The sequence below is a fragment of the Microcoleus sp. EPA2 genome (assembly GCA_020882975.1).
Lineage (GTDB): Bacteria > Cyanobacteriota > Cyanobacteriia > Cyanobacteriales > Microcoleaceae > Microcoleus.
Genome location: JAHRFD010000002.1, coordinates 199,151 through 213,851, shown reverse-complemented (window position 1 = coordinate 213,851; position 14,701 = coordinate 199,151). Strand labels below are relative to the sequence as shown.

10 protein-coding genes are annotated in these 14,701 nt (G+C 46.0%); 6 read left to right on the top strand and 4 right to left on the bottom strand.

The features are described from left to right. The first annotated feature begins 1 nt into the window (after position 1). Positions 2–451, top strand: a complete 450-nt coding sequence (locus AAFP14_RS03455) for an EVE domain-containing protein (protein ID WP_341730906.1) — start codon at positions 2–4, stop codon at positions 449–451. A gap of 392 nt (positions 452–843) precedes the next feature. On the opposite strand, the gene AAFP14_RS03450 is transcribed toward AAFP14_RS03455, so the two are convergent. Then, positions 844–1,884, bottom strand: a complete 1,041-nt coding sequence (locus AAFP14_RS03450) for a glucokinase (RefSeq protein WP_341730905.1) — start codon at positions 1,882–1,884, stop codon at positions 844–846. Positions 1,885–1,920: 36 nt separating this feature from the next. Then, a complete protein-coding gene (locus AAFP14_RS03445; protein WP_341730904.1) occupies positions 1,921–3,996 on the bottom strand; it encodes an amylo-alpha-1,6-glucosidase in 2,076 nt (691 codons plus the stop codon). A gap of 457 nt (positions 3,997–4,453) precedes the next feature. On the opposite strand from AAFP14_RS03445, the gene treZ reads away from it, so the two are divergent. From treZ to AAFP14_RS03420, 5 genes are all read left to right on the top strand, one after another. Then, positions 4,454–6,277, top strand: coding sequence for a malto-oligosyltrehalose trehalohydrolase (gene treZ / locus AAFP14_RS03440; protein WP_341730903.1), 1,824 nt, complete (start codon positions 4,454–4,456; stop codon positions 6,275–6,277). 174 nt (positions 6,278–6,451) lie between these two features. Continuing rightward, the gene (treY, locus tag AAFP14_RS03435) at positions 6,452–9,244 is read left to right on the top strand and encodes a malto-oligosyltrehalose synthase (RefSeq protein WP_341731082.1); all 2,793 of its coding nucleotides are present in this window, start codon (positions 6,452–6,454) and stop codon (positions 9,242–9,244) included. 180 nt (positions 9,245–9,424) lie between these two features. Further along, positions 9,425–9,622 carry a hypothetical protein gene (locus AAFP14_RS03430; RefSeq protein ID WP_341730902.1) on the top strand — a complete coding sequence of 66 codons (198 nt, stop codon included), beginning with the start codon at positions 9,425–9,427 and terminating at the stop codon, positions 9,620–9,622. Between the two features lie 259 nt (positions 9,623–9,881). Beyond that, positions 9,882–11,777, top strand: a complete 1,896-nt coding sequence (gene dnaK / locus AAFP14_RS03425) for a molecular chaperone DnaK (protein ID WP_340549926.1) — start codon at positions 9,882–9,884, stop codon at positions 11,775–11,777. 241 nt (positions 11,778–12,018) lie between these two features. Further along, positions 12,019–12,534 (top strand): DUF4112 domain-containing protein, encoded by a 516-nt coding sequence (locus AAFP14_RS03420; RefSeq protein ID WP_341730901.1) that lies wholly within the window; start codon positions 12,019–12,021, stop codon positions 12,532–12,534. 48 nt (positions 12,535–12,582) lie between these two features. Here AAFP14_RS03420 and AAFP14_RS03415 read toward each other — a convergent pair whose 3' ends face one another. Together AAFP14_RS03415 and AAFP14_RS03410 are read right to left on the bottom strand one after the other, a co-directional pair. Further along, entirely contained in the window at positions 12,583–13,617 is a 1,035-nt protein-coding gene (locus AAFP14_RS03415) for a M28 family peptidase (protein WP_341730900.1), read from the bottom strand. A 115-nt stretch (positions 13,618–13,732) separates the two neighbouring features. Beyond that, positions 13,733–14,305 carry a hypothetical protein gene (locus tag AAFP14_RS03410; protein WP_341730899.1) on the bottom strand — a complete coding sequence of 191 codons (573 nt, stop codon included), beginning with the start codon at positions 14,303–14,305 and terminating at the stop codon, positions 13,733–13,735. Between the last annotated feature and the right edge of the window lie 396 nt (positions 14,306–14,701).

Below are 14,701 nucleotides of genomic sequence, written 5' to 3'. Positions count from 1 at the left end.
TATGAATTATTGGCTAATGAAGTCGGAACCGGATGTTTATAGTATTGCGGATTTGAAATCAGATGGGATTTCGATCTGGGATGGCGTTCGTAATTATCAAGCTCGGAATTTTATGCGAGAAATGAGTCAGGGCGATTTAGTGTTTTTTTACCATTCTAATACTAAGATACCGGGAATAGTCGGTTTGATGCGTATCGTTGAAACTAATATCCCCGATCCAACTCAGTTCGATACAAATAGTGAATATTATGATGCAAAATCTACCTTCGCTGCGCCTCGCTGGCAAACTGTGAGAGTGGAGTTTGTGGAGGAATTTGCCAATTTAATATCTTTGGATGAACTGAAGGAAAATTTTAGTCATGATGAGCTTTTGGTGGTGAGGAAAGGCAATCGGTTATCGGTGATGCCGGTTTCTGAAGCTGCGGCTAAGAAGATTTTGAAGATGCAGTAATTTTATATGATATATGAGAACTATAGCCAATTGGTAATAGGTAATGGGTAATAGGTAATGGGTAATTGGCAATAGGTAACTTGGACTCCAGCGTTGTCGAAGTATGGGTAATAGGTAATAGGTAATTGGTAATTGGTAAGGTGTTTCATATCAATTCCTCTCTTCATCGGAATTATTCATTTCTCTCTGTGTTCTCTGTGTTCTCTGTGGTTAAATCATTCCGATACAACGGTCAACGATATCAGAGATTGGGGCAGCCACGGGGGGCAGCCCCTACAAGAGAATGAAACAGCCCAGCCCCCCAGCCCCCAGGGCTGTTTCATTCTCAGACAAATCATAATTTTGTAGGGGCGGTGTCCCCGTGCCCGCCCCCCTCATCCACTTAAGATAACCTAAAGACCGGCTGCACAAACTGCCGCTCCAATCAACCCTACATTGCTATTCAAAACAATGTGAACTGGTATCATTTCCAATAGCGAATCCATGCGCCCTTTGTGGGTAAAAGCCCGCATAAAACTGCCTTCTTCCATCAGTGGCAAAATTTTAGCAGCAATGCCACCAGCGATGTACAAACCGCCGTAGGGTAAAAGGGTGACACCCATATTTCCCGCCACAGCGCCGTAAGCTTCTACAAACATTTGCATGGTTTGTTCCGAAAGTCGATCGCACTTTTCCAGTGCCGCCTTGGCAATTGTCGCTCCGGGATCGACCGTTTTTTCAGTTTTCCCAATTTCTGACTCCCATTGTTTAATAATTTTCCCTACCTCCGCTGATTCCGGCGCAAATTTTATGTCCCGCAAAAACTGATAAATTGCCACAATTCCCTGGCCCGAAACTACTCGCTCGATGGATATTCTGGGAATGTCGTGTTTTGCTAACAAATATTTCAGCAATTGAAACTCCAACTCGGAGCGAGGTGCAAAGTCACCGTGTCCCCCTTCGGAAGAAAAAACTCTGAGCCCATTGGTGTCGGGAATAGCAAAACATTTGCCCAAACCAGTACCCGCACCAATCACTGCAATTGGATCGCGTTCTCGGAGTTTTCCGACTTGCAAAGTGTGCAAATCTGTCGCATCCAAACCAGACACGCCGTAGCCAATGGCGACAAAATCATTAATTAAACTAACGTGAGATATTCCTAATTCTTGTTCGAGACGCTTTACCTCAAGCTGCCAAGGCAAATTCGTCAGTTTGGCAGTATTGTTAAGGACAGGGCCTGCGATCGCAAAACAAGCTGTTTCCGGCACTGATGCCAAGTCCAACTTCACAGCAGCTTCCGCCAAAAAATGCTGCACCATCGGCACTAAATCTGGAAACTCTCCACTGGGATAGCGCAACTCATAAAGAGGTTTCATTTCACCCTCAACAGTCTTTTCTACTAAGCGTAAAATCGTCTTAGTTCCGCCAATGTCACCAGCCAATAATAATGCCATAAACCTCCGATTAAACCAACGGTTAACTGTCAACTGTCAACTATAACTATCCGTCCTCGGAATTGCTAACCAAGCCCGCAGCACCTCAGCGACTGTCCAAGCTTGTGCAGTGCAGCCCCGCGGCGCGTGCGGCGCGTCCCCCTCAAAAATTTCGCCCAAACTGCCAACTCCGCCAGCTAATATATGATGTGCCATTGGTGCTAGGAATTCGCGAGCTTGTGCTGGGTCTTTGTATACCTGCAAGTGAGCCAACACAAAGGGCCCAATCAGCCATCCCCAAACCGTGCCTTGGTGATAGGCGCTGTCGCGCTGCAATGGATCGCCTCCGTAGTCGCCCCGATATTGCGCGTCTTCCGGCGAGAGGCTGCGAAGGCCGACGGAAGTCAGAAGTTGTTGAGCGCAGGCATCTACCACCCCCCGACATCGATCGGGCGGGAGTAAAGGTGTATACCGCGGCCGATCCTTAGCCCCCATCTCTTTTGGTGACAAGGAATTGGGCGATGGCAGATAGCTTGAGTCTAGGGGTAGAGACACGGCGAATATCTGGTTGGGCCGCAGTCGGTCATCATCTCCGTCTGGACCGTCGAGAACATCGTAACAGTAACCTTTCCTGTCGTTCCAGAAACGAGTGAATCCGGCTGCTGTACGACGGGCTAATTTGTGGTATTCATAGTCAGGTTTTCCCAATTTTTGAGCAAAACTGACCATTGCTTGTATGGCATTGTACCAAAGAGCGCTGATTTCGATCGGCTTACCAATCCGCGGTGTCACCACCCAATCGCCGATTTTTGCGTCCATCCAAGTCAGTTGCACCCCCGTTTCCCCGGCGTAGATCAAACCGTCCTCGGCATCGAGGTGGATGTTATACCGAGTACCCTTGATGTGCCAATCCACAATCTCACATAAGGTCGGCCAGAGTTCGGTCAAGAGTTCGTCGTCTCCGGTGTCATCTATGTAAGCGCGAATTGCTTCAAAGTACCACAGGGTGGCGTCTACGGTGTTGTATTCCGGGGCACCACCCCGATCGGGAAAGCGGTTTGGCAACATCCCGCGATCGACATACCGCGCAAAAGTTCGCAGGATCGATCGAGCAATGGACGATCGCCCCGTACACATTGTGAGACCCGGTAGAGCAATCATCGTATCCCGCCCCCAGTCGCTGAACCAGGGATAGCCGGCGATGATCGTTTTCCCGTCCCGTTCCTCTGGCACCGGGCGATTGACAATAAATTGGTCCGCTGCTAGCACTAAGTGATTTATCCAAGGAGGAGCTTCTCTCACTTTTGACCATTGTGGCAGCAATTCTTGGTCATAGGTGCGACGGAGTTCTAAAGCGGTATCCCCGTTTAATTCGGGTTTTTTGTCCGTGCTGGCGATTAAAGTCAGAGACTGTCCTGGTGCGATGGTGAAATGGAAAGTGGCTGCGTGTAGATGATCCTCACAACACTCCAATCCGCGCCGCCTTTCGGCTGCGAGGTCAAATCCGTAGTGCCAATTGTATAAGGGCGTAGAAACTCGAAATTTAGCCTCTGGTGGGGCATCTGTTAGCAGGTAGAGGGGTGCAGCTTTGGCAAAAGCAGTCACACACAGGCCTTTTTCCACTGTTTCTAGACCGATTTGCCAATCGTCGGCGCTCGTGGTGTGGTGATAGTCGCGATAGTCGATCAGGGCCTTGACAGCCAGGGCGATCGGTTTTGAGGCGCGGTGCAAACGATATTGAATATACGTTGTGTTAGCACTTTGTTGCATCCAAATCCGCTTTTCTAGGATAGCGTCCGCCAGCGCAAATCTCCAAACAGGTGTCGTACCTTCGAGGTGAAAGCTTTCGATGTAGTTATAGCCGTGGGGTTCGATCGTCCCGTCGGCCCAGCGGTTTGTATAAAGAGGATAGGCGCGATCGAGATACACCGCCGTCTCGTCCAGTTTGGCCAGCATCAAAGTACGTCCCAGCGGGGGTTGGAGCGCGGCCACCAGCAGACCGTGATAGCGGCGGGTGAGGAGATTGGCGATCGTCCCACTAGCATAACCGCCGATCCCGTTGGTGACCAACCATTCGCGAGACTCCGCCGAGTCCAGATTGCAGCAGATTTCCCGTCCAAAAGCAATAACCATAGGAATACACTCGCTGACTTGTCATCTACCTTTAGATCTATTTTAAACATTATTTTTCGCAAAAATTGTCACCCCGGCACAGGACTAATTTGGCGATCGGGCAAAGCAGATTCATGCTTTAATAATGTAGATGGAATCCACTGCTAATTTAGCCGAGGGCGTGTTTTCAAACCACTCCTTAAGATTTAGATCCCCCTAAATCCCCCTTAAAAAGGGGGACTTAAAGACTCTTTCCCCCCCCTTTTTTAAGGGGGGCTGGGGGGGATCTTTGGGTTTGAAAACACGCCCTAGGGCCAAATTGTAAACGTGGCTCTGTCTAAAGTTAGTTGTCTGTTACTCTTTTAAGTGATATTACTTTTTAAACAGGCTGGTTGGCGATCGGGGTTCCACAGACCTATTGCCAAAATAGCATTTTTAGTCATACCGCCAACCTATGCGATCGGGAACAGAACTTAAAATGAAGATAGGAGCAAACTACCTTGGCAACAATCAATGCGAATTTACAGTTTGGGCCCCCACCCTTAAACAAGTAGCAGTTCAACTTGTTTCCCCAGACCAACGCCTGCTCCCCATGCAAAAATCAGCCGCCGGGTATTGGCAAACCACCGCTACAGATATCCCACCCGGAACCCTCTACACCTACCAACTAGAAGGCAACATCCACAGACCAGACCCCGCCTCCAAATATCAACCCCAAGGCGTACACTCCCCTTCCCAAGTCATAGATGAAAGCGCATTTACCTGGACAGATACAGATTGGCAAGGCGTACCACTAGCAGAAACCATCATCTATGAACTCCACGTCGGCACATTCACCGAAGCCGGAACCTTTGAAGCCATAATTCCCCAACTAAAGCAACTCAAAGAACTGGGAATCAACGCCATAGAAATTATGCCAGTCGCCCAATTTCCAGGCGATCGCAATTGGGGCTACGATGGCGTATATCCCTACGCAGTCCAAAACTCCTACGGTGGTCCCGAAGGCTTCAAAAAACTGATCGACGCCTGCCACAAACAAGGTATTTCAGTAATTCTTGATGTCGTTTTCAACCACCTCGGCCCAGAAGGAAACTATCTCCGTGACTTCGGCCCATACTTTACCTCAAAATACGGCTCAATTTGGGGAGACCCCCTCAACTTCGACGACGCCTACAGCGATGGCGTCCGCCACTACTTTCTGGAAAACGCCCTATACTGGTTTCGAGACTATCACATCGATGGCTTGAGACTCGACGCAATTCAAGCCATATTTGAAGTAAGTGCCAGACCGTTTTTGCAAGAAATAGCCGATGCCACCAGCGAGCTTTCTCAACAGCTAGGACGTCAACTTTATTTAATAGCAGAAAGCGACTTAAATGATGCCCGCGTTCTGCGTCCTAAAGAACTAGGAGGATTCGGACTAGATGCCCAGTGGTGCGACGATTTCCACCACTCACTGCACGCCCTCCTCACCGGAGAAAACGACCGATACTACCAAGACTTCGGCAAGTGCGAACAATTAGAAAAATCTTACCGAGAAAGCTTTGTTTACTCCGGTCAATACGCCCCCCACAGAAAGCGAAAACACGGCAGTTCTGCCAAGGATGTACCAGCCCATCAATTCGTCGTATTTTCCCAAACCCACGACCAAATCGGCAACCGCATTTTGGGAGATAGACTCTCAAAAATAGTTGATTTTGAATCCCTCAAACTCGCCGCCGCCACTGTCTTAACTTCTCCCTACATTCCTTTCCTATTTATGGGAGAAGAATACGGAGAAGAAGCACCATTTTTGTACTTCGTTTCACACTCGGACGAAAACTTAATTGAAGCGATCCGCAAAGACAAACAACAAGAATTTAAAATCTTTGAAGGACGAGGCGAATTTCAAGACCCCCAGAGTCCAGACAGTTTCCAAAAGTGCAAGTTAAACTGGGAACTACCAACAAAAGGCAAACATAAAATTCTCTGGGAATGGCACCAACATTTAATTCAACTGCGACGCACCATACCCGCCCTTAAAAAACTGGATAAAACCAGCCTAGAAGTTTCCAGCATCGAAGCAGAAAAAATCTTATTTCTACGTCGGTGGACAGATGACAGCCAGATATTCTGCATTCTAAACTTCAACGAACAACAGGTTGCTTTTACGCCAGCACTTCCCCAAGGCAATTGGAAAAAGATTTTAGACTCTGCTGAGGCAAAGTGGATGGGTCCAGGTTCCACCTTGCCAGAAAAAATAACTTCAGACCCAGAATTAATTGTCACACCCCATAGTTTTGCGCTCTATGAATTAGATTAAAACAGGAGGCAGAGCCTCTAGATATCTGTTTCCAGGCTCTTCCTAGGAACCAGAAAGAAGTATTTTATCTCTGGTTTCTCTCGTTCCGAGGCTGAGCCTGGGAATGCACTCCTGGAGGCTCAGCCTCCTCTTTAAAATAAAAAACCATAAAAAATTAGGAGTAAAATTAACATGATGCGAATTCCCACAGCAACTTATCGGATTCAATTTCATGCAGGTTTTAACTTTGAAGCCGCCAGACAAATCGTTAGCTATCTAGAAGAATTAGGCATTAGTGATTTGTACGCTTCACCAATATTTAAAGCCAGAAAAGGCAGCAGCCACGGCTACGATGTAGTTGACTCAAATCAGCTCAATCCAGAATTAGGAACCTCAGAAGACTTTGAAGCACTCACCGACGAAATCCACAACCGAAAAATGGGATGGTTGCAAGATATTGTCCCAAATCACATGGCTTACGACACTCAAAACTTGCTGTTGTTAGATGTATTGGAACACGGACCAGATTCCGACTATTTCGATTACTTCGATATCGAATGGGATCACGGTTACGAACATCTCAGAGGTCGAGTGCTGGCTCCGCTGCTAGGTAATTTTTATGGAGAGTGTCTCGAAAATGGCGAAATTCAACTCAAATACAGCGACCTGGGGTTAAGCATCAATTACTATAGCTTAAAATTGCCAGTCAAAATACAATCCTACGCGAATTTCATCAGTCATAACTTGGGACATTTAGGCAGGGAATTAGGCAGACGTCATCCTGATTTTATCAAGTTTTTGGGAATTCTTTATCTGATTAAGAATATTCCTTCAGAAACCAAAGGTAAAGAAAGATACGACCAGATAGCTTTTGTCAAAGGGCTGCTGTGGGAACTCTACAATCAAAATCCGATTGTTCAAGAATTTATCGATGAAAATATCAAGTTTTTTAATGGAGAAAAGGGGAATCCCGAAAGCTTTAACCTACTGGATGATTTGCTGTCCGAGCAGTTTTACCGTCTGGCTTTTTGGAAAGTGGGTGCAGAAGAAATTAACTACCGCAGATTTTTTACCGTCAACGAACTAATTTCGGTAAAAGTCGAAGATATAAAAGTTTTTCATAAAAATCATGCTCTGATCTTCGACTTGATTGAACAAGGAAAATTTACCGGATTGAGAATTGACCATATCGACGGACTTTACGATCCCACAGAATATTTAAAACGGCTGAGGCACAGAATCGGTGATATTTACATCACTGTGGAAAAAATTCTCGAACACAAAGAAGATTTGCCCTCCTACTGGCCCATTGAAGGAACCAGCGGCTACGACTTTTTGAATTACGTAAACGGCGTTTTTTGTCGGTCCGATCGCGAACAGCAATTTAGCGATATATACTACAGATTCACTAGGCTCAGCATCCCCTACGAACAGTTGTTTATAGACAAAAAAAGGCTAATTATTGAGAAAAACTTGGCGGGAGATGTAGACAATCTCGCTCAACTTTTGAAAAATATATCCGGTCAATCTCGACAGGGAAATGACTTTACTCGCCCCGGCTTGGAAAAAGCCTTGTCAGCCATTTTGGCGATTTTTCCAGTTTACCGAACTTACATTAATCAAGAAGGCTTGAGAGAGTCCGATCGCACTTATGTAAAAGATGCGATCGCCAAAGCCAAAGAACAAATCCCACTGCTGCTAAAAGAACTGAATTTTATCGAAACTCTCCTGTTGTTGGAAGCAGAAGAAACCTTAACAACAGAACAAAAAGAACAGCGTCGCCACTTCGTGATGAAACTCCAGCAGTTGACAGGCCCGTTGATGGCAAAAGGCATTGAAGACACACTTTTATACGTCTATTACAGACTGTTATCACTCAACGAAGTGGGAGGAAACCCCAGTCAATTCGGTGTCTCCCTCACTGAATTTCACCAATTCAACGAACATCAGCAAGCAGTGTGGCCACACAAAATGAATGCCACAGCTACCCACGATACCAAGCGTGGCGAAGACGTGCGCGCCCGAATTAACGTACTGTCAGAAATCCCCGATGAATGGGAACAGCAAGTCAAATCTTGGAGAGAGTTAAACTCTTCCAAAAAAGTCAACTTGGTGAATCGTATGGTTCCCGATACTAATGATGAATACTTCTTTTACCAAACCTTAATCGGTAGTTTCCCGTTTGAAGAAATCGAAAATACTGACTTTATTGACCGCATGAAAGATTATGTGATTAAAGCCGTCCGCGAAGCCAAAGTTCATACTGCTTGGCTGAGACCGGATAACGAATACGAGACAGGCTTTATGACTTTTGTCGATCATGTTCTCGAACCTGGTGAACAAAATCAGTTCCTGAAAAGATTCGCACCTTTCTGGAAAAAAGTAGCTGATTATGGAATTTTAAATTCCTTATCTCAAACATTGCTAAAAATCACCGCTCCTGGTGTCCCGGATATTTATCAAGGTACAGAATTTTGGGATTTAAGCCATGTCGATCCAGATAACCGCCGTCCAGTAGATTTTGAGCGCCGAATTCAGGTGTTGCAGGAAATTAAACAACAAGCTCAAAGTGATATTTTGCAACTGATTGAAGAGTTGATATCAACCAAAGAAGATGCGAGAATTAAGTTATTTTTGACCACCAGAGTTCTGGAAGCAAGAAAACAATACTTGAAAGTTTTTCAATCAGGTAATTATCAGCCACTGGAAGTAGTTGGGAGATTTAAAGATAATCTCATCGCCTTTGCCCGCAGCTACGAAAATACGACAGCTATTGTGATTGCTCCTCGGTTTTTGACGGGGATAGTCAAGGCAGAAGAAATGCCACTAGGCGAAAAAATTTGGAAAGATACGAAGCTAGAATTGTCCGAGGAAATGCCGTCTGTTTGGAAAGATGCTATTACAAATCAGATGGTAGAAAGTAACGGTCAATTAGCAATTGGTGAAGCTCTGAATTACTTTCCTTGTGCTTTGCTGATTGGTCAATAGCCATCTCCCCCAAAGCTGGTTAAGAACAGGCTGTGAGGCCTGTTCCACAATAATTAGGGCAGAAATCGAATAATCAAGCGATCGGGAGTGATATCGTTTCCGGTGGTAGCTTCCTGTGACTTTTGAATGTTCAAATACGATAGTCGAAAAAACCACAGCAACGGAATTTTGAGAACTTTTATGGCTGTTTCAACTGAAGACAGTCACAGGATAGTTGCGGATTCTACTTATATTGTGCATCAGAAAAAGCGATCTATTCCATCCAAAAAAGCGATCGCCTCTAGCAACCAAACAAAATTTATACAACAAAGACGGCAAATACAACAAAAATTATACGGTTTGCCACAATACCCCGATCGATCAAACCCCGTACATTAGGAAGAGTAAAGAAAAGCAGTCAACAACTGTAGCGTTGCAAAGCCGATGAATGCAACCGTCCCTCACAGGTTCGGTAAACACGCCTTCATCCCAAGGTCTAACCGCCCGCAGTATAGAGATAATCACCCTATCGAAGACTGTATTAAAGCAGGACTCACTATCCGTACACCTACCCAGGTGAAATCGCAGTCCTGAATAACCAGACTATCACACAGATAGAAAACCAAAATTTTGTAGAGATTGGAGCCGGAACACCCCTATGGGAAAAGTAGTTGGAATTGACCTAGGTACGACAAACTCCTGCGTCGCAGTTATGGAAGGCGGCAAACCCACCGTCATTGCCAACGCTGAAGGGGGTCGCACCACACCTTCCGTCGTAGCATTCACCAAAAATGGCGATCAACTTGTCGGACAAATCGCCAAGCGTCAAGCCGTGATGAACGCCGAAAACACCTTTTACTCAGTAAAACGGTTCATCGGCCGCCGCGTTGACGAAGTAACCCACGAAACCACAGAAGTTTCCTATAAAGTCCTCAAAGTCGGAAACAGCCTCAAACTCGACTGTCCCGCCCGCGGCAAGCAATTTGCGCCAGAAGAAATTTCTGCCCAAGTTCTGCGCAAACTGGTAGAAGACGCCAGCAAATATCTAGGCGAAACAGTTACCCAAGCAGTAATTACTGTTCCCGCTTACTTCAACGACTCCCAGCGCCAAGCTACTAAAGACGCTGGCAAAATTGCCGGGATTGAAGTGCTGCGGATTATCAACGAACCTACAGCAGCAGCTTTAGCCTACGGGTTAGATAAAAAGAGCAACGAAACCATCCTCGTATTTGACTTAGGTGGCGGTACCTTCGACGTATCGATTCTGGAAGTCGGCGACGGTGTATTTGAAGTATTGGCAACTTCTGGAGACACTCACCTTGGTGGTGACGACTTCGACAAAAAAATTGTGGATTTCATCGCCGGAGAATTCCAAAGGGCCGAAGGCATTGACCTCCGCAAAGACAAACAAGCACTGCAACGCCTGACAGAAGCAGCAGAAAAAGCCAAGATTGAACTGTCTAGCGTTACCCAAGCAGAAATCAACTTGCCATTTATTACCGCGACTCAAGACGGGCCAAAACACTTGGACACCACCTTGACCCGCGCCAAGTTTGAAGAACTCTGCTCGGATTTAATCGATCGCTCTCGCATCCCCGTAGAAAACGCAATTCGCGACGCCAAATTAGACAAATCTGCAATTAATGAAGTTGTCTTAGTCGGCGGTTCTACACGCATTCCAGCCGTGCAAGAACTGGTCAAAAAAATCCTCGGCAAAGACCCAAACCAAACGGTAAACCCGGATGAAGTGGTAGCAGTTGGTGCCGCTATTCAAGCAGGCGTACTCGCAGGCGAAGTCAAAGACATCCTGTTGCTCGACGTTACTCCCCTGTCCCTCGGTGTCGAAACCTTGGGCGGTGTGATGACCAAAATCATTCCCCGCAACACCACTATTCCTACTAAGAAGTCAGAAACTTTCTCGACTGCTGTAGATGGCCAAACAAACGTGGAAATTCACGTTTTGCAAGGCGAACGGGAAATGGCAAACGACAACAAAGATTTGGGAACATTCCGCTTAGATGGAGTACCCCCAGCTCCCCGTGGCGTCCCTCAAATTGAAGTTACATTTGATATCGATGCTAACGGTATTTTGAATGTAGCTGCTAAAGATAAAGGTACTGGTAAGGAGCAATCTATTAGCATTACTGGTGCTTCCACTTTGCCCAACAATGAAGTCGATCGCATGGTGAAAGAAGCCGAGGCGAATGCGGCTGCTGACAAAGAACGTCGCGAACGGATCGATCGCAAAAACCAAGCTGATTCTCAAGCCTATCAAATCGAGAAGCAGTTGGCAGAATTGGGTGATAAAGTTCCCCCATCTGACAAAACTAAGATTGAAGGGCTGCTTAAGGACTTGCGCGAGGCGATCGCTACCGAAGATGACGATCGCATCAAAACCCTCACAACCGAGTTGCAACAAGCATTCTACGCTGTTAGCAGCAACCTGTACCAGCAAGCAGGTGGTCCTGGTGGCCCTGGTGGCCCTGGAGACGGCGGCCCCACTGGCGGCGGCGACGATGTAATTGATGCCGACTTCACTGAAGGCAACAAATAGCAGGCTAAACTAACAGCCATCAGCTAGAATTAGGAAACCCGGTTTTGAATAGAAACCGGGTTTCTCAGTGTTATGAAAAATGATGTCAATTCTGGTTGTATCGGAATGATTTAACCGCGAAGGCGCTAAGGACGCGAAGGAAGAGAAGAGAGGGTTTTATATGATTAGGCGATCGCAATCGCTTCTAGAAAAACTTTCGTCCTCCTCCGCGGACAAAGAAATAAAGTCAGGAGTAATCTAAATGTCCCGTTCTCCTATACAAAATTCATCCCCAAATACTACCAACAAATCCCATGTTGCATCCTTGCGCCGTCTCCGTCGCATCAGCAATTTACTAGACAATGCAATTCCCATCCCCGGCACCAAATACCGGATTGGACTCGATCCGATATTGGGACTGATACCGGGTGGCGGTGATTTAATCAGTTCCATTTTTGCAGGTTATGTTGTGTTTAAATCTGCCCAAATGGGAGTGCCACAAGAGACTTTAGTACAAATGGCCGCTAACATCGTGTTTGATACAGTTGCTGGGACTGTACCCGTGGCTGGAGATTTGTTGGATGTTGCTTGGAAGGCTAATGTCAAGAATATAGAATTGCTGGATGCTCATTTAGGTTCCCCTGAACCTGCTGGGAAAAAAGCTGATTGGTTATTTGTGGCGGCTTTGCTGTTGGGTTTGGCGTTAATTGTTGCTGGTGTAATTTTCTTGAGCGTGCTGTTTTTTGGGTGGGTTTTTCGAGCATTTACAGGGGGTTGAGAATGGATAGATAAAATACACCAAGTGCAAGCAGCAACACTACGACATTTACAGCATTTCCAATAATTTAGCAGTAGCGTTGACAACGATTTGAGCAGAACCGGCGAAAAAAGGTCGATCGATGGTGGCTAGGGTATCGCTAGATTGGTGATAATGGGGCGATCGCAAATTAGCCGTATCTGTCACCAAAACAGCACCAACTCCCTGATACCAAAAAGGCGCATGATCGCTGCGCAAAACATCGGGAGTCAGTACCCCTTTAAGAGGAACTGGTAGCGTCACTATCGGTGGTAAACCTGCTTTTCTCGCCTCCGCAAAACTACCCAATAACTGCGGATGTTCCGCATCACCAATCACTGCGATAAACTCACCTACTTTGGGAGAAGTCACCCCCGCTGCATCCAGAAAAGCTTCGGGTGTCAACCCTTCGGGATATCGCTGACATCCCGCAGTATGGCAGGCATAACCCACCATATCCAAGACTACAACTCCCTGCAAATTTTTTAACCGCGCGGGACTACTGGTAAAAGCTAAACTACCTAAAAGTCCGATTTCTTCTCGATCAAAAAATGCCACTTGTAATGTCCGACCTGTGGGACGGGCTGCTAGCAGTCGTGCTACTTCTAAAGCTACTGCAACTCCGGTAGCATTATCATCAGCACCGGGTGATTTGAGTACAGTATCGTAGTGGGCGGCGACGAGAATTGCACCCGCTGTTGAGTCTGTACCTTTTCTTTCGGCGAAGATGTTAGTTCCTCTCTCGAAGGGTTGCAATTGGGGAGAAAATCCTACTATTTTCAATTGTTGAGAAATGTAATTTCTGGTGAAAGAGCGATCGCTCTCTCCATCCCGTTCTCCGGCTAAAGTTTCCAAATGTTTCCACAAACGGGACTCGTCAATTTGGGGAAAATCTACTGCTGTTTTGGTAGCAGGAAGTGGCGACGCCGAGGGGTTTTGGGAAATGGTAATCTTCCCTCCCCTCCCAACTTCGGCTACTGGTGACAAATTCTGCCACGAATAGGAACCCAAACTGGCAGCTCCAATCGCAAATATAAATACAAGTATCCAAATTAATTGTTTCATTAACACGTAAAATTTTGATGCTGTCAGGAACGAAAACCTAGGTACATGACTGATGGGGGAGTGAGAAATTATGCCCGTTAACTCTCCCCAGAACCTGAATCAAAAATATTGATGATTATTCCCAGTTTATCTCTTTACTTTCTACTACAAACCCATTGTTTTTAGCAACTGCTTGAGGGATGGTGTTTGCCGAAAATTCCACAACTTGATTTTGTTGTTGAAACCACTCAGCATAACTGGGAGTCAACTCATCAGACAGCGCTTTGAAAGTGCGTATTTCCGCTTCTAGCTGGGCTGCTATCTGATTAATCCGGCGGGCTTGTGCTTCCAAGTGCTTTTCCCCTGTCTGAACTTTATTTTCTATATCTTGCCAGTGCTGTTGGGCTAGCATTTTGTCCATTTCAGCTTGTTTATATTCAAATAGAACCTGTTTTTGTTGCAATTGTTTTTCCACAGTTCTGATTTCTCCGTCAATCTCTTCGAGTTGCTGCAACCATTGTTCGCCAAAAGCAGCATTTTGTCGGTGGAACTCGGCAATAGCTTCCGGGGTATTGTTCTTGGGAAAGCTGACTGTGACGCGGCAGGACGAGCGTTGTTTGTATAGTTTTTCCCGCGACTCTTGCAGGGTGGCAATTTCTGCTTGCATGGTGCGGACTTCTGTTTGGAGTTCTGGCAGGGTCTGACTCATTGTTTCAATTAGTGGGCCTTTGCATAGATTTTAAGCTAATTGTTGATTTTTCTGACAGGTCTCCCAGAGTTCTCTGTTAGAATTTTTTTAGTTGAGGGCGATCGCGGGTGCTGTCTAGGCATAATGTCGCATAATTTTTGGCTCAATGGCCAATGACATATTGCAAAATAATATTAAGATTGTAGTGGATTGGGAGGAGGATTTGAACATTTATATAGCAATCCTCCCATCACGCGCCGTGAATTTATTACTCCCGTAACTTAATAACGGGAGGGTTGGGGTGGGGTAAAAAAGTTTACGAATGCTATATAATTTTAGTGGTCAAAATAAATTTAAATTCAACAGTCATGTTTTGATTTACTTACTTAAGATTGTAGTTAATTTCTCCATTTTATT

Bases quoted from the DNA above. Each gene is read 5' to 3' on its own strand.
- AAFP14_RS03455 (WP_341730906.1), top strand. From the start codon at position 2: ATGAATTATTGGCTAATGAAGTCGGAACCGGATGTTTATAGTATTGCG.
- AAFP14_RS03450 (WP_341730905.1), bottom strand. From the start codon at position 1,884: ATGGCATTATTATTGGCTGGTGACATTGGCGGAACTAAGACGATTTTA.
- AAFP14_RS03445 (WP_341730904.1), bottom strand. From the start codon at position 3,996: ATGGTTATTGCTTTTGGACGGGAAATCTGCTGCAATCTGGACTCGGCG.
- treZ (WP_341730903.1), top strand. From the start codon at position 4,454: ATGAAGATAGGAGCAAACTACCTTGGCAACAATCAATGCGAATTTACA.
- treY (WP_341731082.1), top strand. From the start codon at position 6,452: ATGCGAATTCCCACAGCAACTTATCGGATTCAATTTCATGCAGGTTTT.
- AAFP14_RS03430 (WP_341730902.1), top strand. From the start codon at position 9,425: ATGGCTGTTTCAACTGAAGACAGTCACAGGATAGTTGCGGATTCTACT.
- dnaK (WP_340549926.1), top strand. From the start codon at position 9,882: ATGGGAAAAGTAGTTGGAATTGACCTAGGTACGACAAACTCCTGCGTC.
- AAFP14_RS03420 (WP_341730901.1), top strand. From the start codon at position 12,019: ATGTCCCGTTCTCCTATACAAAATTCATCCCCAAATACTACCAACAAA.
- AAFP14_RS03415 (WP_341730900.1), bottom strand. From the start codon at position 13,617: ATGAAACAATTAATTTGGATACTTGTATTTATATTTGCGATTGGAGCT.
- AAFP14_RS03410 (WP_341730899.1), bottom strand. From the start codon at position 14,305: ATGAGTCAGACCCTGCCAGAACTCCAAACAGAAGTCCGCACCATGCAA.